The sequence below is a fragment of the Cryobacterium sp. N19 genome, assembly GCF_002929595.1.
GTDB lineage: Bacteria > Actinomycetota > Actinomycetes > Actinomycetales > Microbacteriaceae > Cryobacterium > Cryobacterium flavum.
In genome coordinates this window covers 100,163-121,172 of the sequence record NZ_PJJR01000045.1, presented here as the reverse complement: position 1 = coordinate 121,172, position 21,010 = coordinate 100,163, and the positions used below count along the sequence as shown (strand labels likewise).

The 21,010-nt window shown below is 66.3% G+C and carries 23 protein-coding genes; 9 read left to right on the top strand and 14 right to left on the bottom strand.

Features of this window, described 5'->3' with window-relative positions; genetic code table 11:
- Positions 1 to 26 precede the first annotated feature (26 nt).
- Genes CXY78_RS04535 through CXY78_RS04505 form a run of 7 tightly spaced genes read right to left on the bottom strand, consistent with a single transcriptional unit; the run spans position 27 to position 7,631 of the window.
- On the bottom strand, positions 27 to 932 hold the full coding sequence (locus tag CXY78_RS04535) for an ABC transporter permease (protein WP_104088258.1): 906 nt from the start codon (positions 930 to 932) through the stop codon (positions 27 to 29).
- A complete protein-coding gene (locus CXY78_RS04530) occupies positions 922 to 1,707 on the bottom strand; it encodes an ABC transporter ATP-binding protein (RefSeq protein ID WP_233197233.1) in 786 nt (261 codons plus the stop codon). The genes CXY78_RS04535 and CXY78_RS04530 overlap by 11 nt, the downstream gene beginning before the upstream one ends.
- Complete coding sequence (locus tag CXY78_RS04525) at positions 1,704 to 3,131, bottom strand: sulfate adenylyltransferase subunit 1 (RefSeq protein ID WP_104088256.1); 1,428 nt, start codon at positions 3,129 to 3,131, stop codon at positions 1,704 to 1,706. Before CXY78_RS04525 ends, CXY78_RS04530 begins: the two co-directional genes overlap by 4 nt.
- 3 nt (positions 3,132 to 3,134) lie before the next feature.
- Positions 3,135 to 4,196, bottom strand: coding sequence for an ABC transporter substrate-binding protein (locus tag CXY78_RS04520; RefSeq protein ID WP_104088255.1), 1,062 nt, complete (start codon positions 4,194 to 4,196; stop codon positions 3,135 to 3,137).
- Entirely contained in the window at positions 4,196 to 5,134 is a 939-nt protein-coding gene (cysD, locus tag CXY78_RS04515) for a sulfate adenylyltransferase subunit CysD (protein ID WP_104088253.1), read from the bottom strand. Before cysD ends, CXY78_RS04520 begins: the two co-directional genes overlap by 1 nt.
- The gene (locus CXY78_RS04510; protein WP_104088252.1) at positions 5,116 to 5,901 is read right to left on the bottom strand and encodes a phosphoadenylyl-sulfate reductase; all 786 of its coding nucleotides are present in this window, start codon (positions 5,899 to 5,901) and stop codon (positions 5,116 to 5,118) included. Before CXY78_RS04510 ends, cysD begins: the two co-directional genes overlap by 19 nt.
- Positions 5,898 to 7,631: a nitrite/sulfite reductase gene (locus tag CXY78_RS04505; protein WP_104088283.1), complete on the bottom strand. Its 1,734-nt coding sequence runs from the start codon at positions 7,629 to 7,631 to the stop codon at positions 5,898 to 5,900. Before CXY78_RS04505 ends, CXY78_RS04510 begins: the two co-directional genes overlap by 4 nt.
- A gap of 236 nt (positions 7,632 to 7,867) precedes the next feature.
- On the opposite strand from CXY78_RS04505, the gene ftsY reads away from it, so the two are divergent.
- Both ftsY and CXY78_RS04495 read left to right on the top strand, forming a co-directional pair.
- Positions 7,868 to 8,743 carry a signal recognition particle-docking protein FtsY gene (gene ftsY, locus CXY78_RS04500; protein ID WP_104088250.1) on the top strand — a complete coding sequence of 292 codons (876 nt, stop codon included), beginning with the start codon at positions 7,868 to 7,870 and terminating at the stop codon, positions 8,741 to 8,743.
- A 22-nt stretch (positions 8,744 to 8,765) separates the two neighbouring features.
- The gene (locus CXY78_RS04495) at positions 8,766 to 9,269 is read left to right on the top strand and encodes a DUF2004 domain-containing protein (protein WP_092341209.1); all 504 of its coding nucleotides are present in this window, start codon (positions 8,766 to 8,768) and stop codon (positions 9,267 to 9,269) included.
- Between the two features lie 116 nt (positions 9,270 to 9,385).
- Here the strand turns inward: CXY78_RS04495 and CXY78_RS04490 are convergent, their stop codons facing one another.
- The gene (locus CXY78_RS04490; RefSeq protein ID WP_104088249.1) at positions 9,386 to 10,879 is read right to left on the bottom strand and encodes an MFS transporter; all 1,494 of its coding nucleotides are present in this window, start codon (positions 10,877 to 10,879) and stop codon (positions 9,386 to 9,388) included.
- A 70-nt stretch (positions 10,880 to 10,949) separates the two neighbouring features.
- On the opposite strand from CXY78_RS04490, the gene CXY78_RS04485 reads away from it, so the two are divergent.
- From CXY78_RS04485 to CXY78_RS04470, 4 genes are all read left to right on the top strand, one after another.
- A complete protein-coding gene (locus CXY78_RS04485) occupies positions 10,950 to 11,549 on the top strand; it encodes a TetR family transcriptional regulator (RefSeq protein WP_092341207.1) in 600 nt (199 codons plus the stop codon).
- Between the two features lie 7 nt (positions 11,550 to 11,556).
- The gene (gene ffh, locus CXY78_RS04480) at positions 11,557 to 13,146 is read left to right on the top strand and encodes a signal recognition particle protein (protein ID WP_092341206.1); all 1,590 of its coding nucleotides are present in this window, start codon (positions 11,557 to 11,559) and stop codon (positions 13,144 to 13,146) included.
- 155 nt (positions 13,147 to 13,301) lie between these two features.
- On the top strand, positions 13,302 to 14,099 hold the full coding sequence (locus CXY78_RS04475) for an LLM class F420-dependent oxidoreductase (protein ID WP_104088247.1): 798 nt from the start codon (positions 13,302 to 13,304) through the stop codon (positions 14,097 to 14,099).
- Positions 14,100 to 14,262: 163 nt separating this feature from the next.
- Positions 14,263 to 15,081, top strand: a complete 819-nt coding sequence (locus tag CXY78_RS04470) for an SDR family oxidoreductase (RefSeq protein WP_092341204.1) — start codon at positions 14,263 to 14,265, stop codon at positions 15,079 to 15,081.
- 145 nt (positions 15,082 to 15,226) lie between these two features.
- On the opposite strand, the gene CXY78_RS04465 is transcribed toward CXY78_RS04470, so the two are convergent.
- The 4 genes from CXY78_RS04465 to CXY78_RS04450 are packed head-to-tail and all read right to left on the bottom strand — an operon-like array spanning position 15,227 to position 17,401.
- A complete protein-coding gene (locus CXY78_RS04465; protein WP_104088246.1) occupies positions 15,227 to 15,544 on the bottom strand; it encodes a hypothetical protein in 318 nt (105 codons plus the stop codon).
- Positions 15,541 to 15,807, bottom strand: a complete 267-nt coding sequence (locus tag CXY78_RS04460; protein ID WP_092341202.1) for an NmrA family NAD(P)-binding protein — start codon at positions 15,805 to 15,807, stop codon at positions 15,541 to 15,543. The genes CXY78_RS04465 and CXY78_RS04460 overlap by 4 nt, the downstream gene beginning before the upstream one ends.
- Positions 15,808 to 15,858: 51 nt before the next feature.
- Complete coding sequence (locus tag CXY78_RS04455) at positions 15,859 to 16,260, bottom strand: DUF2256 and DUF3253 domain-containing protein (protein ID WP_199181886.1); 402 nt, start codon at positions 16,258 to 16,260, stop codon at positions 15,859 to 15,861.
- A gap of 4 nt (positions 16,261 to 16,264) precedes the next feature.
- Entirely contained in the window at positions 16,265 to 17,401 is a 1,137-nt protein-coding gene (locus CXY78_RS04450) for a glutamate--cysteine ligase (protein WP_092341200.1), read from the bottom strand.
- A 201-nt stretch (positions 17,402 to 17,602) separates the two neighbouring features.
- On the opposite strand from CXY78_RS04450, the gene rpsP reads away from it, so the two are divergent.
- The 3 genes from rpsP to rimM are packed head-to-tail and all read left to right on the top strand — an operon-like array spanning position 17,603 to position 18,896.
- Positions 17,603 to 18,007: a 30S ribosomal protein S16 gene (gene rpsP, locus CXY78_RS04445; RefSeq protein ID WP_092341199.1), complete on the top strand. Its 405-nt coding sequence runs from the start codon at positions 17,603 to 17,605 to the stop codon at positions 18,005 to 18,007.
- A gap of 3 nt (positions 18,008 to 18,010) precedes the next feature.
- Positions 18,011 to 18,247, top strand: coding sequence for an RNA-binding protein (locus tag CXY78_RS04440; RefSeq protein WP_092108900.1), 237 nt, complete (start codon positions 18,011 to 18,013; stop codon positions 18,245 to 18,247).
- Positions 18,248 to 18,266: 19 nt separating this feature from the next.
- Positions 18,267 to 18,896, top strand: a complete 630-nt coding sequence (gene rimM, locus CXY78_RS04435) for a ribosome maturation factor RimM (protein WP_233197231.1) — start codon at positions 18,267 to 18,269, stop codon at positions 18,894 to 18,896.
- A gap of 75 nt (positions 18,897 to 18,971) precedes the next feature.
- Here the strand turns inward: rimM and CXY78_RS04430 are convergent, their stop codons facing one another.
- Positions 18,972 to 20,168 carry a uroporphyrinogen-III synthase gene (locus CXY78_RS04430; protein ID WP_092341197.1) on the bottom strand — a complete coding sequence of 399 codons (1,197 nt, stop codon included), beginning with the start codon at positions 20,166 to 20,168 and terminating at the stop codon, positions 18,972 to 18,974.
- Positions 20,168 to 21,007, bottom strand: a complete 840-nt coding sequence (gene cobA / locus CXY78_RS04425) for a uroporphyrinogen-III C-methyltransferase (RefSeq protein WP_104088243.1) — start codon at positions 21,005 to 21,007, stop codon at positions 20,168 to 20,170. Before cobA ends, CXY78_RS04430 begins: the two co-directional genes overlap by 1 nt.
- Between the last annotated feature and the right edge of the window lie 3 nt (positions 21,008 to 21,010).

Below are 21,010 nucleotides of genomic sequence, written 5' to 3'. Positions count from 1 at the left end.
GGACAAGGACAAAGGATGCGCGCAGGTCAACGCAGGCCGGCGGCCATGAGTCCGCGGCGACGCAGCAATCGGCGCTCGATCGGCGCGAAGATGACGAGTTCGACCAGGATGCCGACGAAGAGGATCACCAGGATCGTGGCAAGTACGCCGGACAGGTCGGCGAGCTCGCGGCTCTGGTGCAGCATCGACCCGAGACCGAACCCGATGTCGCCGCCGATCACGATGATCTCCGCGGCCATGAGGGAGCGCCAGGCAAAGGCCCAGCCCTGTTTGAGACCGGAGAAGTAGCCCGGCAGGGCCGCCGGCAGCACTACGAGGGTCGCCATTTGCAGGCGCGAGGCGCCGAGGACCGTGCCAACGCGGCGCAGCTGCGGGGGAATCTGGTCGACGCCGGAGACGAGCCCATTGGCGATGGACGGCACAGCGCCCATCAGGATCACGAAGTACACGGTGGCGTCGCTGAGGCCGAACCAGATGATTGCGGCGGGCACCCAGGCGACGGAGGGCAGCACCTGCAGGCCCGACAACAGCGGACCGAGCGCTCGTCGCACCGGTCGGCATTCGGCCAGCAGCAATCCGATCGGGGTGCCGATGGCTACGGCGATGATAAAGCCGAGCCCGCCGCGTTCGAGGCTCGTCGTCACCGCGAGCTGCAGGCGGTCACTGTTCCAGGCGCTCACCAGGGCGCCGAACACATCGAGGGGTCCGGGGATCAGGTCGGGGCGCGGTTTGACGATGAGAATGTAGACCTGCCAGGCCAGGGCGAGTCCGATGAGCAGCAGAATGGGCGGCAGCACACCGTCGACGGTGCGTCGAACGGCACCGCGCGGGGTTTCGGGGACGGCCTGCAATGAATCCAATCCGGCTTCGAGGCGACGCAGTTCGTCGTGGCTCGGGTCGGGGGCCGTTGCGGTACGGGTGTCAAGCGGCATTGCGGCGGATCTCCTGTCGCAACTGGTCGGTGATTTCGTCGCTCAGCCGGGCGACTTCGGGGGATTCGATGCGGCGTGAGCCGGTGTCGGTGATGGTCCACTCGTTGACGATGCGGCCGGGGCGGGAGGACATCAGCAGGATGCGTTCGCCCAGCCGGGCGGCCTCCCGCACGTTGTGGGTGACGAACACGATGGTGCGGCCGGTCTGCCGCCAGACCCGTTCCATCTCCTCGTGCAGCAGGTCGCGGGTGATGGCGTCGAGGGCGGCGAACGGTTCGTCCATCAGTAGTACCTTGCGGTCCTGTGCCAGCGAACGGGCCAGCGCAACGCGCTGCCGCATACCTCCGGAGAGTTCGTGCGGGCGCTTGTCGGCGGCATCGGCCAGGTTGACCAGGTCGAGCAGCTCGAGGGCCTCGCCGCGGCGGTCCTTGCGGGGGACCCCGCCCAGCTTGAGGGCGAGTTCAACGTTGCGGCCGGCGGTCAGCCAGGGGAACAGTGCTGCGTCCTGGAACATGACGGCGGCCTTGCCGCTCGCCACGGTGACGGCGCCCTCGGTCGGTTTCTCCAGGCCGGCGATGATGTTCAGCAGCGTGGACTTGCCGCATCCGCTTGCCCCGAGCAGACAGACGAACTGGCCGGGCTCGATCGACAGGTTGATGTTGTCGAGCACGAGCGGGCCGGTGCCGTAGCGCTTGCCGAGAGCATCGACCGTGATGGCGGCCGGCTCGAGCGCCGTGGCAGTCGGCGCCACGGCAACGTTCGTGAGCGAACTCACGGTGACACTTCCGACCCTGCGCCCGAACCATCGCCCGCACGCGTCGGCTCGCCGGGAGCGGTGACGATGCCGGCCGCAAGGGTCGCGCCGTCCTGCGGGTGAATCACCAGGAACGCGCCGGAGCGGCGGTTCTGCGCGTAGGGTTCCACCGGCAGATCGCGCGACAAGCGGATGCTCGCCTGCCCGATATCGTTCACGGCCAGGCTCGTGGCCGGTTGGGCGCCGAGCGTCGTCAGGTCGAGCCGACCGGTGACCTCGCTGATCAGGGCCTGCATGACGGTCGTACCGAACTTCACGAGCACGCGGGCGCCCGGTGCGAGCGGGCGCGGGTCGAGCCAGAACAGGTCGGCCGAGAGGGTGCGGGTCACCGGCGGCAGGCTGCCGGCGGCGGCAATCACCGCGCCACGGGCAATGTCGAGGTCGTCGGCCAGGCGCAGCGCGATCGATTGCGGTGCGAAGGCCTCGTCGAGAGCGACCCCGGCGAAATCGATTCCGGTGACGGTGCTGGTGCCGCCGCCCGGCTCAACACTCACGGTGTCGCCGACCTTGATGCTGCCGCTCGCCACCTGCCCGGCATAGGCCCGATAGTCACGGTACGAGTCGGCGAGCTCGGGGGCGACGACGACCGCGCCCTGAGGCCGCAGCACGAGCTGTACCGGCAGGCGGAACGCCTCGGTGGTTTGGCCGCGCTCGTCCAGATCGTCGATCACCGTGAGGGTTTCGAGCAGTTCGAGCAGGCTCGGTCCGGCATACCAGGGGGTGCGCTCGGAGCGGTCGACGACGTTGTCGCCGACCAGGGCCGACACTGGAATCACATGAACTTCTGCACGTGAGTCAGAACCGAGGCCGAGTTCGGTGGTGACGAGACGAACGGATGCCTCCACCTCACGGTAGGCCGCTTCGTTGTAGTCCAGCAGGTCGATCTTGTTGACCGCGACGATCACGTGCGGCACGCGCAGCAGGGCGACGACGCTGAGGTGTCGACGGGTCTGCTCGAGCACCCCCTTACGGGCGTCGATGAGCATGATGACGGCATCCGCTGTGGTGGCGCCGGTGACCATGTTGCGGGTGTACTGTACGTGGCCGGGGCAGTCGGCGAGGATGAAGGACCGGGCGGGCGTGGCGAAATAGCGGTAGGCCACGTCGATGGTGATGCCCTGTTCGCGTTCGGCCCGCAGGCCGTCGGTCAGCAGGGCGAAGTCGATGCCGCCGCCTATCCCGCCGAAGCCGCGCTCGGTGGAGGTGCGGGTGACCGCTTCGAGCTGGTCGGCGAGGATGGCTTTCGAGTCGTGCAGCAGGCGGCCCACCAGGGTGGACTTGCCGTCGTCGACCGAACCGGCCGTCGCGAAGCGAAACAGGGTGCCAACGGGCTCGGCGACGGCGGTTTCTTCGGCTTTCGCTTGGGTGTCAATGGTGAGGGTCATCTGTTATTCCGTTCCCAATCCGCCGGCCGAGACCGGTTCTTCTGCATGTTTCACCAGCACTGCGTTGAGCAGTGCCACGTTGAACAGGCCGTCCAGGTCGCCGTCCTTGCCGAGGCCGGCCTTGACCGCCTCGGCGAGCGAGACCGGAAAGGTCGAGGCCAGCGGGTCGACATTGAATTTCACTTCGGTCAGGGCCCGGGTCAGAACGTCGTCGGCGAGTGCCTTGCCGGTGTCGGCCTTGAGCTTCGTGTTGATCGTGGCTGCCGCGTCGGCCGGGTTCTGGGTGAGCCAGTCCACGGCGGTGACGTGCCCCTGGAGCAGGGCGCTCACGGTGTCGGGATGCTCCTCGAGAAAGGCCTTACGCACGAGGAGCACGGTGGTCGGAAAGTCGCCGTTGTCCCACAGGTCGGCTTCGTTCACGAGAACGTGGCCGCCGCCTTCCAGGACGAGCCGGGACACCCACGGTTCGGGTAGCCAGGCGCCGTCGATCTTGCCGCTTTGAAACAGGGTCAGGGTTTGCGCATTGTCGCCGGGTGAGACGGTGACGTCGCCGCCGCCAATCGTGCTGGTCTCATAGCCCTCGTCGCCCAGCCAGGAGCGTAGGGCCACATCCTGGGTGTTGCCGAGCTGGGGCGTGGCGATGGTGGTGCCGGCGAGGTCGGCCGGGGTGTCAATGCCGTCGCGCACGACGAGCGCTGCCCCGCCGCTCGCGGCTCCGGCCACGATGACCGCCGACTGGCCGCCGCTCTGCACAAAGGTGTTCACGGCCGGACTCGGACCGATGTAGGCGGCGTCGATCGCACCGGCGCTCAGGGCCTCAACGGCAGACGGCCCGGCGCTGAAGATCTGGGTGCTCAGCGTGGTATCGCCGAGGGCGTCCTCGAAGAAGCCGTTCTGCAGGCCCACGAGCGCGGCGGCGTGGGTGACGTTGTCGAAGTAGCCGAGGCGCAGTTCGGTGGCTGGTCCCTGGTCGGTGGCGGGCTCGGCGCTGACCGAGGTCGCGCATCCGCTTAGAAGAAGGGTGGTTCCGAGCATGAGAGCGCCCAGACGTAGCGAATTCTTCATTAGAAGTATCCTTCCTTCTTGCGGTCTTCCATGGCGGCCTCAGAGATGCGGTCGTCGGCGCGGGTGGCGCCTCGTTCGGTGATTGTGCTCACGCCGACCTCGCGCACGACATCGGCGACGGATGCCGCACTCGAGTCGACCGCGCCGGTGCAGCTCATATCGCCCACCGTTCGGTACCGCACCGTGCGTGTCTCGACGATTTCGTCGGCGCGGGGCAGGCTGACCGGGCTGACCGAACGCCACATGTTGTCGCGGCGGTAGACCTCACGTTCATGCGCGTAGTACAGCGGGGGCAGCTCGATGTTCTCGCGTTCGATGTAACGCCAGACGTTGAGTTCGGTCCAGTTGCTGATCGGGAAGGCGCGCACGTGCTGGCCGACGGTGTGGCGTCCGTTGTAGAGGTTCCACAGTTCGGGGCGCTGGTTGCGCGGGTCCCACTGGCCGAATTCGTCGCGCAGCGAGAGGATGCGCTCCTTGGCTCGGGCCTTGTCCTCGTCGCGGCGGGCGCCGCCGAAGACGGTGTCGTGCCGGCCGGCGGCGATCGCGTCGAGCAGCGGCAGGGTCTGCAGCGGGTTGCGGGTGCCGTCAGCACGCTCCACCAGGCGGCCGTCATCGATGTAGTCCTGCACCTTGGCGACCGTCAGGCGCACGCCGTGGGCGGCGACGGTCTGGTCGCGAAACTGGAGAACCTCGGGAAAGTTGTGGCCGGTGTCCACGTGCAGCAGTGTGAACGGGATCTTGCCCGGCCAGAACGCCTTAGCGGCCAGGTGCAGCACCACGACGGAGTCCTTGCCGCCACTGAACATGAGCACGGGGCGTTCGAACTCGGCGACGACCTCGCGAATGATGTGGATCGCTTCGCTCTCGAGCACGTCGAGTTCGGAGAGACGGTGGGCTGGTGGTGAAACTGGCGTGATCGTCACAGGTGGAGCCCGCATTCTGTCTTCTCGAGGGTGGCCCAGCGGCCGGAACGGGGGTCAGCGCCCGCCGCGACGGGCTGGGTGCAGGGGGCGCATCCAATAGAGGGGTAGCCCTGGGAAAGCAGCACGTTAACCGGAACGTGATTCAGGGTGGCGTAGTCCATCAGCTCGTCGTAGCTCCAGGCGGCGACCGGGTTGACCTTGACCAGGCCGTTGCGTTCGTCCCAGGTCACCAGCGGCGTGTTGGCGCGAGTGGGGGCTTCGTCGCGGCGCACACCGGTGAACCACAGCTCGTAACCGCCGAGCGAACGCTGCAACGGTTCGACCTTGCGCATCGCGCAGCAGGCGTTGGGGTCGCGGGCGAACAATTCGGCGCCGTGCAGGGCATCCTGCTCCGGCACGGTCGTGAGCGGCAGTACGTCAACGACGGTGACCGGCAGGGCGGCGGCGACCGCGTCGCGGGTTTCATAGGTTTCAGCGAAGTGGTAGCCGGTGTCGAGAAAGAGCACGTCGACGCCCGGCAGCTGCTTCGACACGATCTCGGGCAGCACGGCGTCGGCCATGGAGCAGGCGACAGCCACGGAGTCGGCGCCGAAATTGCGGGTGACCCAGGCGACGACCTCGGCGGCGGTGGCCTCGCGGCCGTTGGCTGCTGCGGCGGCAGCGAGTTCGGCCGAGCCGGCTTCGGCCAAGGCCTCCAGCTCGGCGGCCGGGCGGCGCGCGGGAAGTTCGCGTGCCGGCGCAGCGGATGCCGCGGCGCGCGCGTTCAGGTTGATGGCGCTCATTTGAGCTCCTCCTCGTCGGCGCGGTGCGCCCACTGGGCAAAAGTTTCGTCCGTGCTGCGGGCATCCAGAAAACGACGCACGAGGCGTTCGACGTAGTCGGCCAGGTCCTCCGCGGTGACCTTGAGGCCGCGTACAGTGCGACCGAGGCCGGCTTCGTCCCGATCCACCGAGGCGAGTCCGCCGCCGAGGTGCACCTGGAAGCCGGGGGTGGAGCCGCCGTTGCCGTCCGGCAGCAGCTGTCCCTTGAGCCCGATGTCCGCGGTCTGGATGCGGGCGCAGGAGTTGGGGCATCCGTTCACGTGCAGGGTGATCGGGTGCGGGGCGTCGATTCCGGCGAGCCGCTTTTCCAACTCGAGAATGGCATCCGTTGCGGACTGCTTGGTCTCGACGATGGCGAGCTTGCAGAATTCAATGCCGGTGCAGGCGACGGTAGAGCGGCGGAACAGGCTCGGGCGGGCCGAGAGGCCGATCTCGTCGAGCGCCGCGATCAGCGGTTCGACGTGCTGTTCAGCGACGTCGAGCACCACGATTTTCTGGTGCGGCGTGGTGCGCAGGCGGGTCGAGCCATGGGCTTCGAGCAGGTCGGCGAGCTTCGTGAGGGTCCGGCCGGAGACACGGCCGACAAACGGCGCGACGCCGATGTAAAAGCGGCCGTCCTTCTGCTTGTGCACGCCGATGTGGTCGCCTTGGGTCTTGGGGCGGGGCGCGGCGGGGCCGTCAGGCAGGGTGTAGCCGAGATATTCGTCTTCGAGAATACGACGGAATTTCTCGGTTCCCCACTCGGCCAGCAGAAACTTGAGGCGTGCCTTGCCGCGCAGGCGGCGGTAGCCGTAGTCCCGAAAAATGGAGGCGACGCCCCGCCAGACCTCGGACACCTTGTCTTCGGCGACGAACGCGCCGAGGCGTTCGGCCAGGCGCGGGGTGGTGCTGAGCGCGCCGCCGACCCAGAGGTCGTAGCCGATGCCGAGTTCGGGGTGTTCGACGGCGACCAGGCCGATGTCGTTGATCTCGTGTACAACGTCCTGGCTGGGGTGGCCTGTGATGGCCGTCTTGAACTTGCGCGGCAGGTTGGCGAATTCGTCGGTGCCGAGGTACTTGCGGGCGAGCTCGTTGATCGACTCGGTGGGGTCGATCAGCTCGTCGGCGGCGATGCCGGCCACGGGGGAGCCGAGGAACACGCGCGGCACGTCGCCGCAGGCCTGGGTGGTTTCGAGGCCGACGGCTTCGAGGCGGCGCCAGATTTCGGGCATGTCCTCGATCTGGATCCAGTGCAGCTGAATGTTCTGGCGGTCGGTGATGTCGGCGGTATCGCGTCCGAAGTCGCGCGAGACCTCGCCGATGACCCGAGTCTGCTCGGTGGTGAGTTGGCCGCCGTCGATGCGCACGCGGAGCATGAAATAGCGGTCTTCGAGTTCTTCCGGTTCGAGAGTGGCGGTCTTGCCGCCGTCGATGCCGGGCTTCCGCTGGGTGTACAGGCCCCACCAGCGAAAACGGCCGTGCAGGTCGGTGCCGTCGATGGAGTCGAAACCCTGCTTGGAGTAAATCTGTTCGATGCGTCCTCGCACGGCGAGGCCATTGTCGACCTGCTTCCAGACCTCGTTGCCGTTGAGCGGTTCGGTGCCGTCGATCTTCCACTGGCCGTTCGGGCGCGTTGAGGGCCGTGGCGGGCGGGCTGCGGGCAGCTTAATCGCTGTTGGTGCATTGCCGGCCCCGGCTGCAACGGTGGGCACCGTCTCGGTTTCGTTCGGCACGTCGACTCCCTCGGTTTGCGGTGCCGCCTCGGTATTTTGGGATCCGAAGCAACGACATCAACGCTACTGCGCCGCACGAATACGGGGCAGGGAGCCGGTCACGTGCTGTCACACACTGTCACGCGGCGTCACACAGGTTGCGCGGAACGTTTCGCGCGCTAGCCGGGCAGCCGATCGCCGCGCGCAAGCCGTCGCCGTCCCCGTAGGCTAAGGACATGGCTGAACGCACCCCCTGGTCCCTCTCCGGCGCACTGCGCGGAATGTTCGCGAAGAAGACCATCGACGCCGACACCTGGGAAGACCTCGAGGATGCCCTGCTGCAGGCCGACTTCGGCCCGAATGTCACCGAAGCTGTCATCGCAGACTTGCGCGCCAAGGTCGCCAAGTACCACACGACAGACCCGACAGATCTCCAGCGGATGCTTCGCGAAGATATCGAAGAGCGGCTCTCGGTTCTCGACTCCACCCTGACGCTCTCCGAGCGCCCCGCCATCGTGCTGGTCGTCGGGGTGAACGGCGTGGGCAAAACCACCACGATCGGCAAGTTCGCCAAGTTTCTGGGCACCTACGGTCGCAGCGTCGTGATCGGGGCCGCCGACACGTTCCGCGCCGGCGCGGTCGAGCAGCTGTCGACCTGGGCCGAACGCGCCGGTGCGCAAATCGTCAAGCCGCAGATGACCGGGCAGGATCCGGCATCCGTCGCCTTTCAAACCGTCGAGAAGGCGAAGAATGAGGGCATCGAAATCGTGCTCATCGACACCGCCGGGCGGTTGCAGACCAAGGGCGGCCTGATGGACGAGCTCACCAAGATTCGCCGCGTCGTCGAGAAGCAGGGCTCGATCGCCGAGGTGCTGCTCGTGCTCGACGCCACGACCGGTCAGAACGGACTCGCCCAGGCCGAGGCGTTCATCGAACATGCCGGAGTGACCGGGCTCGTGCTGACCAAGCTTGACGGCTCAGCCCGCGGCGGCTTCGTGCTGGCCGTGCAGGAGAAAACGGGCATCCCGATCAAACTCGTCGGGCAGGGTGAGGGCATCAACGACCTCACCGGGTTCACCCCGCACGTCTTCGCGCAGAAACTCGTCGGCTGATGGATAATATTAAGGGAGCGATATGAGCATCGAACACGATTTCTTCGGAATTCTCGGCGACGAAGACGAGGGCGAGGTCTACTGGTCGGAGTCGGCGGAACTCGGTGACCAGAGCGTCGAAATCGATCTCAGCTCGCCCGATGAAGAATCGGTGACCGCCGAGGCTCTTGATATTGCCGCAGCCATGATCGGCGCCATGGAGGACCTCGACTCGCAGGTGCGCGAGTCCCTGGTAGCCGACCTGTCGGCTGAGGTGTCGGTGACCAGCCAATACATCGCCGAGCAGCTCGACGAGATGGACCAGGAGGCGATTGAGAACGCCATCATCTGGGATTCCGGCGACCAGCAGATCGACTTTCTGCGCTCACTGCGCCTGCAGCGCATCGGCTTTCACCCGCACCACAACGGCAGCGAGGCGCACTTCGCGGTGCTCGAGTACGCCATCAGCCCCGACGACACCGACGGCCTGCTGGTCGTGACGATCGACGTGCACGGCGACACGGTTCTGGTAGCCCTCGACAGCTGACCCTGCACGAGGTGCTTTATGGCCGGGTCCTTCAGGGACGGGGCCCGGGCCCCGTCCCTGGGCCCAGCTTATAAACTGGGCCCGTGGCTGGAAGGTGGGCCCGGAGCCCCGGACGGCTACCCCAGGTGCACCGCAGATCCCGCGCCGAGCAGGTCCTCCTTGCGCGGGCGCACCAGGAAGAACGCAATCGGCGCCGCCGCGAAGATGATGATGGCCGCCCACAGGAAGGCGGACTGGTATCCGCTCACGAGGGCGCCGAACTGCGCGGCCTGTGACGGTTCCTTATCGGCCAGATACGAGCTGACGGCTGCGGTGTACAGCGCGGTGAACAGGGCCGTTCCGAGCGATCCGCCGATCTGCTGCATGGCCGTCACTGCCGCGCTCGCAGCCCCGGCGTCGTGGTCGACGATTCCCGACAGTGCCACGTTCTGCAGTGGCACGAAGATCATCGCGAGGCCGGCACCGAGCAGGATCAGCCCGGGCAGCACCTCGAGTGTATAGTTGCCGCCCACCGTGATGCCGGTCAGCCAGAGCAACCCGGCCGCGCCGACGACCGGTCCGACGGTCATCGGAATGCGCACTCCGGTGCTGGCCAGAAACTTCGACAGCACGCCGGCACCGATCATGATCGTCACGGTCATCGGCAGCGAAGCAAGGCCCGACTGGATCGGGGTGTAGCCCAGCACGATCTGAAAGTAGAGCGTGAGAAAGAGCAGCCCGCCGAGCAGCGCCGCGCCCGAGAGCAGCGCGGTGAGAAAGGCGCCGCCGCGCACCTTGTTCGCCATAACGCGAAGCGGCAGCAGCGGATGATTAGACCGGCTTTCCACCAGCACGAACAGTCCCAGCAGCACGAGTCCCAGCGGGAGGCAGACGAGCACGGGCCACGTGCCCCACCCGTTCTCAGCCTGCGCGAAGCCGAAAACCAGGGATCCCAGGCCGAGTGCCACGAGAACAGCCCCCGGCACGTCATACCGCGTGTTGCCGTGCGCTTTGCTCTCGCCAATGACCGGGATCGCGGCCGCGATGGCCACGATGGCGATCGGTACGTTCACGTAGAGGCACCAGCGCCAGCTCGCATACTCGGTCAGCACGCCGCCGAGAATGAGGCCGACGGCCGCGCCGCCGCCGGCGATTGCGCCATAGACGGCGAATGCCTTGATGCGGTCCTTGCCGCCGGGAAAGTTCACCGTGAGCAGGGCGAGCGACGCCGGTGCGAGCAGCGCGGCGAACAGTCCCTGCAGACCGCGGGCGGCGAGTAGCTCCCAGGTGCTCTGGGCGGCACCGCCGAGGGCGGAGGCGATGGCGAACCCGGCCATGCCCACGATGAAGGAGCGCTTGCGTCCCCAGAAGTCGGCGATGCGCCCGCCGAGCAGCAGAAGGGCGCCGAACACGAGCGAGTACAGGGTGACGACCCAGGTGCGGTCGCCGTCGCTCATGCCGAGCGCTTCCTGCGCTTGGGGGAGCGCGATATTCACGATCGTGCCATCGAGCACCACGGTGAGCTGGGCGAGCGCCACGATGGCGAGCAGCAGCCACTTTCTGGGGTGGGGCGCGGTGGCCCTCGACGCGGGCGGAGCGGAACTGGACTGATTTGTGCTGATACCGGGCATGGGACCGACTCTATCGCGCAAACCGAACGAACCAGTTCGTTTTGAGTGAATATTTCGCTATGATCGAGATATGGCACGCGACGGAGCAGACCCCCAGACCCGGATTCTTGAGGCGGCACGCACGGAATTCGCCGCCTACGGCCTCGCCGGGGCGCGCATCGATCGCATCGCGAAGCGTGCGTCGGCGAGCAAGGAGCGCTTGTACGCCTACTACTCCAACAAGGAACGGTTGTTCCTCGAGGTGCTGGAACTGAACCTCCGTGAGTTCGCGAGCGACGCCGTACTCACCGACCACGATGTGCCGGCCTTCGCCGGCGCGCTCTTCGACCATGCGGTGCTGCACGGCGACCACCTGCGCATGATCGACTGGGCGCGGCTCGAATCCGACGGCACATGGCGGCCGGCCCTCGAAGTCATGCTCGGCTATCGCGACGAGCAGGTGCGCCGCATCCGCTTGGCGCAGGAGGCGGGACGGGTCGACGCTGCGTGGGACCCGGTTGAGCTCATGACGCTCATCTTCGGTATCGCCTCGGCCTGGGTGCACGAGCCTGGCGCTTCCCCGGCCCCCGGCGGCATTCCCGACCCGGCAGCCATGGCGGGCCGCCGCACCAACGTCATCCGCGCGGTCGAGCGCCTGATCGCACCGAGTGCAATTCGGCCGATAAACTGACACCATCATGGCAACTTTTGGAAACCTCTCAGATCGTCTTGCCGAGACGTTCAAAAACCTCCGCACCAAGGGCAAGCTCAGCGCAGCGGATGTCGATGGCACAGTCCGCGAGATCCGTCGCGCCCTGCTCGACGCCGACGTGGCCCTCGAGGTCGTCAAGGACTTCACCGGCAAGGTGCGCGAGCGCGCCCTCGGCGACGAGGTCAGCAAGGCCCTGAACCCGGCCCAGCAGGTCGTGCAGATCGTCAACGACGAGCTCATCACGATTCTCGGTGGCCAACAGCGTCGGCTCGAATTCGCCAAGAAGCCGCCGACCATCATCATGCTCGCGGGCCTGCAGGGTGCCGGTAAGACCACCCTCGCCGGCAAGCTCGCCAAGTGGCTCGCCAAAGACGGCCACACCCCGCTGCTCGTCGCCGCCGACCTGCAACGCCCCAACGCCGTCACGCAGCTGGAAGTCGTCGCGAAGCAGGCCGGCGTCGCCGTGTACGCGCCCGAGCCCGGCAACGGCGTCGGCGACCCGGTCAAGGTGGCCCGCGACGGCGTGAAGTACGCCCTGCAGAAGGTGCACGACGTGGTCATCGTGGACACCGCGGGACGCCTCGGCGTCGACGCCGAGCTCATGAAGCAGGCCGCAAATATCCGCAAGGCGATCGATCCCGACGAGGTGCTCTTCGTCATCGACGCCATGATCGGCCAGGACGCCGTCGCCACGGCGAAGGCCTTCCAGGACGGTGTCGACTTCACCGGTGTCGTGCTGACCAAGCTCGACGGTGACGCCCGCGGTGGCGCGGCCCTCTCGGTCGCGTCGCTCACCGGCCGCCCGATCATGTTCGCCTCGACCGGTGAGGGACTCGACGACTTCGAGCCGTTCCACCCCGACCGCATGGCCGGTCGTATCCTCGACCTCGGTGACATCCTCACCCTGATCGAGCAGGCGCAGGGCGCGTTCGACGAGGACGAGGCCCGCAAGGTCGCCGAGAAATTCGCGACCGACACCTTCACCCTCGACGACTTCCTCGGCCAGATGCAGCAGCTGCGCAACATGGGTTCGATCAAGAAGATGATGAGCATGCTCCCCGGCGCCGGTGCCATGAAGGCGCAGCTCGAAAACTTCGACGAGCGCGAGATCGTGCGCACCGAGGCCATCATCCAGTCGATGACCAAGCTCGAACGCACCACGCCGAAGCTGCTCAACGGCTCCCGCCGCCTGCGCATCGCGCGCGGATCGGGCTCGAGCGTCACCGAGGTCAACCAGCTCGTGCAGCGCTTCGAGCAGGCCGCCAAGATGATGAAAACCGTCGCCAGGGGCGGCATGCCCAACATTCCCGGAATGGGCCCGATCCCCGGCGCCGGCTACGGCGGCAAGCCCAAGCAGGTGGCCAAGAAGAAGGGCTCCAAGTCGGGCAACCCGGCCAAACGGGCCGCCGAGAACGCCGCGATCGCCTCGGGCGTCAAATCGACCGGAGAATCCGTCAAAGCGGATGCCGTCGGTTCCGGCTTCGGCCTCGGCTCCGGCGCCCAGCCCGGCAAGGGTAAAGCAGGCGGGCCGACGGAAGAGGAAATGGCCGCGCTTCAGAAAATGCTCGGCCGGTAGCATCCGCTCGTGGACGGGGCCCAGGCCCCGTCCACGGGCCCAGCTTATAAACTGGGCCCGTGGCCATAGGGTGGGCCCGCGAAAGGCTGGGAACCCGCGCTGAATTCGGCGCCGGGCGTCGCGACCAGCACTGGGCCCGGTCCTAGGCTTGAACCATGACTTCGACGACGAACCAGACGAACCGCAGCATGCGCCTGGGCGTACAGATCGCCCCGCAGCACGCCCAGTACTCCAAAATTCGTGACACGCTCACTGAAGTGGAGGCGCTCGGCGCCGACATCGCCTTCAACTGGGACCACTTCTTTCCGCTCACCGGCGAACCCGACGGCCTGCACTTCGAATCATGGACCATCCTTGCCGCCTGGGCCGAGCAGACCACGACCCTCGAATTCGGTGCCCTGGTCAACTGCAACAGCTATCGCAACGCCGACCTGCAGGCGGACATGGCCCGCACGATCGACCACATCAGCGGCGGACGCTTCATCTTCGGTACCGGCGCCGGCTGGTTCGAACGCGACTACCAGGAGTACGGCTACGAGTTCGGCACCCCAGGCACCCGCCTGAACGCGCTCGACGACAGCCTGAACCGCATCGAGGCCCGCTGGGCCAAGCTCAACCCATTGCCCACCCGCGATATCCCGGTGCTCATCGGCGGTGGCGGCGAGAAGAAAACCCTGCGCATCGTCGCCCAGCACGCCGACATCTGGCACTCGTTCTCGAACCCCGAAGTGCTCGAGCACAAGCTCGGCGTGCTCGGCGCCTGGTGCGACGAGGTCGGCCGCGATATCAGCGAAATCGAGATCTCCACGGAACTGCGGGGGCGCACGGTGGAAGACGCCAACGCGCTCTATGACCTCGGCACCCGCCTGTTCACGGTCGGCATCACCGGCCCCGACTACGACCTCGGCCCGGCGACCGACTGGCTGGCCTGGCGCGACAGCAAGAACGCCTGATTCGACTCGGCCCAGAAGCTGGACCAACGTCGGGCGTTGTAGGTTCGCAACCAGTAAAGCGGTCGGAGCGCGTGAGCGACAGCGGACGCCCCGTGCCGGCGGGAAGTCTTTGCCCTCGTCGAACGTTATCCGTGTAGGTCAGCCAATTGAAAGGAATATACCCATGAGCAAGACTTGGTTTATTACTGGCGCGTCCAAGGGGTTTGGCCGCCAGTGGACGGAAGCTGCGTTAGAACGTGGCGACAGCGTTGCAGGCACCGCACGAAAATTGGAAACTCTCGATGCTCTCGTTGAGAAGTACCCGAATACTTTTTTGCCGATGCGGCTCGACGTCACGGACCGGGACGCGGATTTCGCGGCCGTGCAAGAGGCGGCCGAGCACTTCGGCCAGCTCGATATCGTCGTCAATAACGCTGGGTTCGGTCACTTCGGCATGGTTGAAGAGTTGACCGAAGACGAGGCCCGAGCTCAAATCGAGACGAACCTGTTCGGCGCGCTCTGGATCACACAGGCGGCGGTGCCCGTCATGCGAAAGCAGGGTTCGGGTCACATCATCCAGGTCTCGAGTATCGGCGGTATTAGCGCCTTTCCCACCGTCGGTATCTACCATGCGTCGAAGTGGGCACTCGAGGGCTTTTCACAGTCGCTTTCCCAGGAGATCGCGGGCTTCGGCATTAACGTGACGTTGGTGGAACCCGGTAGCTTCTCGACCGATTGGTCGGGTCCCTCCGCCTCGCGCAGCGACGAGATGGCGGAGTACGCCGATGTGCGACAGGCGGCGGCGCGTCGTCCCTCTGCAAACGATCCCGGTGACCCGAAGGCTACCAGAGGTGCGATTCTCAAGGTCGTCGATGCACAGAAGCCGCCACTGCGCATCTTCTTCGGCAAGGCGCCCCTGGGCATCGCGACGAAGGACTACGAGTCACGACTGGCCACGTGGAACGAATGGCAGCCGGTGTCGATTGAGGCACACGGTGCCTGAGTCTCCAGGACCACCGCGCACTCAACGGTGAGCTGACGGAACCTTCAAGCGTATGAAATTTTCCCAGCCGCAGCGGGTGAATCAGCAAACTCTGCGTGCGGTTCCGGGATATTCGGCGACGAAACGAGGGCCAGAGTCGGGATTGTCAGGTGGTGGGCAGGGCGGCTGTCGTCTGTGCGGGATTCCAGACCGCGCGCTCGCGGTGGGCGAATTCGGCGAAGCGAATGGGCTCCCGGCCAAGGACCCCGCGCACCGTGTCGGTCAGCTCGCCCGCCATGCCGAGGCGGGCGGTGGTGTAGATCGCGGCAGTGACCAAAACCATTCCCCACGGCATGCCGAGGGTGCGGCGTGCGTGTTGGAGGTATCGCATGATGCCGGGCCGTGCATAGCGAATGGGGCGGCCGAGTTCGTCCGTCAAGATCTGGGCAACCTGCTGGTAGGTGAGGGCTTCACTCCCCGTCACCGTGTAGGCGGTGTCGGCGTGGGACGATGGTCGAGCAGGGCAGCCGCGGCGATCGCGCCGATGTCTTCCACATCGACGAATGCGGTCGCGCCCCGCCCGGCCGGAACCATGATCTCGTCGCGATCACGGATGTCGGTCAGGTGGGTGGTGGAGAGGCTCTGGTGGAAGAACGAGGCGCGAACGAACGTCCACGCGACCCCAGATGTGCGAAGCCAGGTTTCGATGGCGGCATGCGGTACGACCAGGATTGGATCGTTCGCCATTCAAAAACCTCTCGTATTGCTTCCCTACCCAAATTTTATCCGTCGTGATCGCTAGCGCACCCGCCGTAGCCGAATCGGGCCTTTCGCTGTCGACGGGTCGACCACGGCGCCGCCTTGGGTGATCTGCAGTTCACCGCGGGAGACCATGCGGCGGGCGGCTCGCCTGGCCGGTTCGATGAGATCGCGCCATTCCTCATTGCCGACAGCCTTCGCCGCGTCGGACGGACAGATCGTGGCGGTCTGTGCCCGGGCAGTGAGCAGGGTCGTGATCGATTCTTCCAACCGCAGATCGATCGCGGTGACCCCGCGGTTACGGCATGAGTCCGAGCAGTATTTCACCGAATCCCAGTCGCGCGCCCACTTCACGCGCCACTCGATCCGGCGTCCACACGACGCGCAGGTCTTCTCCGGGACGCGATCCGCAGGGGTCGAATCGGCCCGTCGATGGTGCATCATTCTAGCGGCCCAGCCCCTCGGCCAGCTCGTGGCTGAGCGCCGCAACGACCGCGGGCAGGCTGCCGCCGTGGGTGGCAGCCACGGCGAGCTGCCGCTGGTAGCTGCCGCCGTCGTCGATGATGCGGTGGAGGCCGAGCAGCTCCGGCAGGCAGCCGAGGCGCTCCGCGGTGGGGGAGAGCGTCTCGATGAGGCGACGCACGTCATCCGTTACCAGGCATTCGGCGCCCATTGCATCGAGGATGATCTCGGCGCCCAGCCCATAGCGGGCCGCCCGCCACTTGTTCTCACGCACGAACCACGGCTGCATGCGCGGTACGTCTTCGCCTTGGTCGAGGCGGGTGGACATCCACTCGACCAGGCACTGGATGAACGCGGCGATCGCGGCGAGTTCCACGGCGGTGGAGACTCCATCGCAGACGCGCACCTCGATCGTGCCCCAGCGCGGTGACGGGCGAATATCCCAGCGCACCTCGGTGACGTCCTCGATGATGCCGGTCACCGCCATGTCGTCGACGTAACGCTCCCAGGCGTCCCAGTCGGGCAGGTCCCACGGCAGGCCGGCGGTTGGAAGCTGCTGGAACATGAGCGAGCGATTGCTCGCGTAGCCGGTGTCGACGCCGGCCCAGAACGGGCTCGATGCGCTGAGCGCCTGCAGGTGCGGCACATAGGTGAGCAGGCCGTTCATGATCGGAATCACTTTGGCCTTGTTCTCGATGCCGACGTGCACGTGAATGCCCCAGATCATCATGTTGCGCCCCCACCACTGCGTGCGGTCGATGAGCTTGTGATAGCGAGCCTTGTCGGTGATGGTCTGGTCAAACCACTGCGCAAACGGATGCGAGCCGCTACAGATCACGTCCACCTCACGACCTTCCAGAACGCGACGTACCTCACCGAGCTGGCCGGCGACATCCGCTACCGCGTGGCCGACGGTGTCGTGCACGCCGGACACCAGCTCGACCGTGTTGAGCAGCAGCTCACCGGTGATCGTGGGGTGGACCGAACCGTCGGGACCGCGCAGGGCGTCGAGCACCTGGTCGGCGATATTTGCCAGATCGCCGGTCTCGCGGTCGACGAGGGCGACCTCCCACTCGATGCCCACGGTCGAGCGGGCGGATCGGGCGAAGTCGAGTGGCACGGGTGCTCCTTGGGTGGACCGGTGACGGCCGTTGAGGTTCGATTATCACAATGACAGCAATCTCTGACACAATGATTAGTCGCGATCCGTTGTGCCCGACCCTCTATCTCGGTGCAACGTGATCCTATAGAGCTTATGCCGAGTGTGCCCCCACGCTCACGGCCCAAGGTTCGCCAAACAACGAATTAACACTGGAGAATTGTGGCTGTCAAAATCCGTCTAAAGCGCATGGGCAAGATCCGTGCACCGTACTACCGCATTGTCGTTGCCGACGCGCGCACCAAGCGCGACGGTCGTGTCATCGAAGAAATCGGCATCTACCACCCCACGGAGGAGCCCTCTGTCATCGAGGTTAAGTCCGAGCGTGCGCAGTACTGGCTCAGCGTCGGCGCTCAGCCGACCGAGCAGGTTGCTGCACTCCTCAAGCTCACGGGCGACTGGGGCATCTTCAAGGGCGACAAGAACGCCAAGAGCACCGTCAAGGTGAAGGAACCGAAGGCTGCTTTCGTCGCTGACGAGAAGAAGAAGCCGGTTCTCAAGCCCAAGGCTGAGAAGCCGGTCGCCAAGGCCCCCGAGGTCGCTGCAGAAGCAACCGAAGAGGCGTAACTGTTGCTTGCTCCCGCGCTCGAACACCTTGTCAAGGGGATCGTTGATCACCCGGACGATGTGCACGTTGCAGAAAAGAATTCTGCAAGAGGCGAGGTGCTCGAGGTTCGTGTGAACCCCGAGGATCTCGGCCGGGTCATTGGTCGTGCGGGTCGCACCGCCAAGGCCCTGCGCACCCTCGTTGCAGCTCTGGCCGATGGTCGCCGCGTTCGCGTCGACGTCGTCGACACCGATTTCTAGTTCAGTGAACGATGCAACTGTGGACGACAGCGAGAAGGACCGCACCCAGCAGTTACGGGTGGGGCGCCTGACCAAGGCTCACGGGCTCAAGGGAGCAATCAAGCTCGAACTGTTCACGGATGACCCGGGACGACGTTTCGTCCCGGGCGCCGTGTTCACCCTGCAGGTTCCGACCGGTTCGGCCTGGCACGGCAAGACGATCGAACTCGTCGAGCTCCGCTGGTATAACCAGCACGCGGTCGGTTTTTTCAAGGATGTCGTCGATCGCAGCGCGGCGGAAACGCTCGCGAAGGCGATCCTCTGGATCGACGCGGACGTCGCCGAGCAGTCGGATGAAGAAGACGCCTGGTACGACCACCAGCTGGTCGGCCTCGCCGTCATGCGTGACGGTGTGCGCATCGGTACCATCGGTCGCCTCGAGCACATGCCCGCGCAAGACTTGTTGATCGTGAAAACGCCCACCGGCGACGTCATGATCCCGTTCGTGAAGGCCATCGTGCCGAGCGTCGACGTGAAAAACGGCGTAGTCACGATCACGCCGCCGCCCGGGCTGCTCGAAGAGTTGCCCGAGGACCCGGCTGACGCTGAGCCCACTCTCGAAACTGACTCTGACACGGATGCCGCGGCATCCGCTCTTAAGACAGACTAAGACTCAGACCGCACCCCTGCCGGACTGTACCGATGTGTTTCACACGGGAACAGCCCGGCATCTGTGCGCCGAGGGCTAGACGTTGAGGCGGTAGCCGCGCTTGACCACCGTCGCGACCAGCCCGGGAATGCCGAGCGTCTGCCGCAGCCGGCTGAGCGAGACCTCCATGGCATGGTCGTCGGAGTCGCCGGACAGGGCCAGCGTGAGGTCCTCACGGGAGACGACCGCCCCGCGTGCCCGCATGAGCGCCCGCAGAATGGCGAGGGCCGTCGGCGGCAGCTGCACACGTTCCTCGCCGACCTGCACGAGCGAACCGCGCAGCTGCACGAGCCCGTTCTGGGTCTCGACCCGCTCGATCATGTTCTGCTCGAGGTGTTCGCAGACCAGCCGAATCAGCGCGCCCATGCGAAAACGGGTCGGCTGAATGGGTGCGATCCCCGCGGCGATCAGCGGGGCACTGGTCACCGGGCCGACCGCTGCCGCGCAGACCTGAGTCTGCAGCGCCTTGAGTAGCTCGGGGTAGACCTCCATGCCTTCCGCCGCGGTGAACAGCGCGTGCACGGCCGGCGCACTCGTAAACGTGACGCAGTCCAGCTGGCGGGCACAGATTGCCTCGACCAGCTTGTACACCCGCTCGTCGGTGTCGTCGACGGCGATCCACCGGTACGGCGCGACGACGAGCACGCGCTCGTGCACCGCGCGCAGCCGGTCGAGCTGCTGTTCGTCCGTGGCTCCGTGCACCTGGATTCCGATCGTGAGCCCGGGCGGGTACTCGGCCAGAACCTTGTCAACGAGCGAGGCCGTCGTCTCCGAATCGCTCATCCCGGAGTCACCCAGCCCGGTCGCCCGAATGCCCCCACGCGCTTTCGGCCCGCGCACCAGGATGGTCGTCTCGGCCAGGGCGTCGGTCAGGTCGGAGCCGAGACCATCGGCCTCGGCCACCTCGAACCAGCGGCGCACTCCGTAACCGGTGGTCGCGAGCAGAATATCGGGCCGCGCGGCGATCATGGTGCGGGTGTCATCGAGCAGCGGGCCGTCCTGCTGCGAGTGCGCGATGCGCAGGGTCGGCGCGTGCACAACGCGCGCACCGCGCCGCTCAAAGGCGTCGATCAGGTCGCTGGAACGCCGATCGCTCGTCACTCCGATGCGAAACCCCACGAGCTGGTTCGGCTGCAGAAACGGTGCCGCGACCTCGATCGGCTCGACGGCACCCGGCAGGCGCACGTGGTGCACGTACAGATCGGGTGCGGGTACATCGTTCGTTTCCGTCATCAGTCGGTGCCCGCAAACTCGGCCGCTCGGGCCACGAGGTCCTCGGCGGCGGCGTCGCCGCTGTAGGCGAGGCGTACGACCTCGCCGACGACCAGCACGGCGGGGCTGCGCACGCTGGCGGCAGCGGCATCGGCCAGCACCGCCGACAGTGTGCTCACGGTGGTGCGCTGGGTGGCGCTGAACCCGCGTTCAATAATGGCCACGGGCATCTCGGCCGACATGCCGCGTCGGAGCAGCCCCTGACTGAGGGTCGGCAGGGTGCCGACGCCCATGAGTACCACGATGGTGCTGCCGAGCAGGGTGAGTCCTTCGAGTTCGTTGTCGGTGAGTGGTGCGTGGCCGCTGATCACGGTGAAGGCGTGGCTGATGCCGCGGTGGGTCAGCGGGATTCCGGCCGCGGCCGGCACCGCAAGCGCACTCGTGACGCCGGAGATGACGGTGACGGCGATGCCATTGCGGTGGCAGGCGAGCACTTCTTCACTCCCGCGACCGAAGACATAGGGGTCGCCGCCCTTGAGCCGCACGACGCGTTTGCCGGCGAGGGCATGCTCGACCATGAGTTCTTCGATTCCGGTCTGCGAGACCGGGTGGCTGCCGGCGCGTTTGCCGACGTCGATGAGCGTCGCCTGGGGTGCGAGGGAGGCGAGGTCGTCGCTCGGCGCGAGGCGGTCGAACAACACGACATCCGCTTGCGCGAGGGCGGTCACCGCGGCCACGGTCAGCAGTTCAGCGGCACCGGGGCCGCCACCCACCAGGGTGACGGGACCGGTGGTCACTGGGCCGGCGGCTACTGAACTGGAGCTGACTGACCCAGCCGTACGGGAACTCTGGGCTGTCATCTG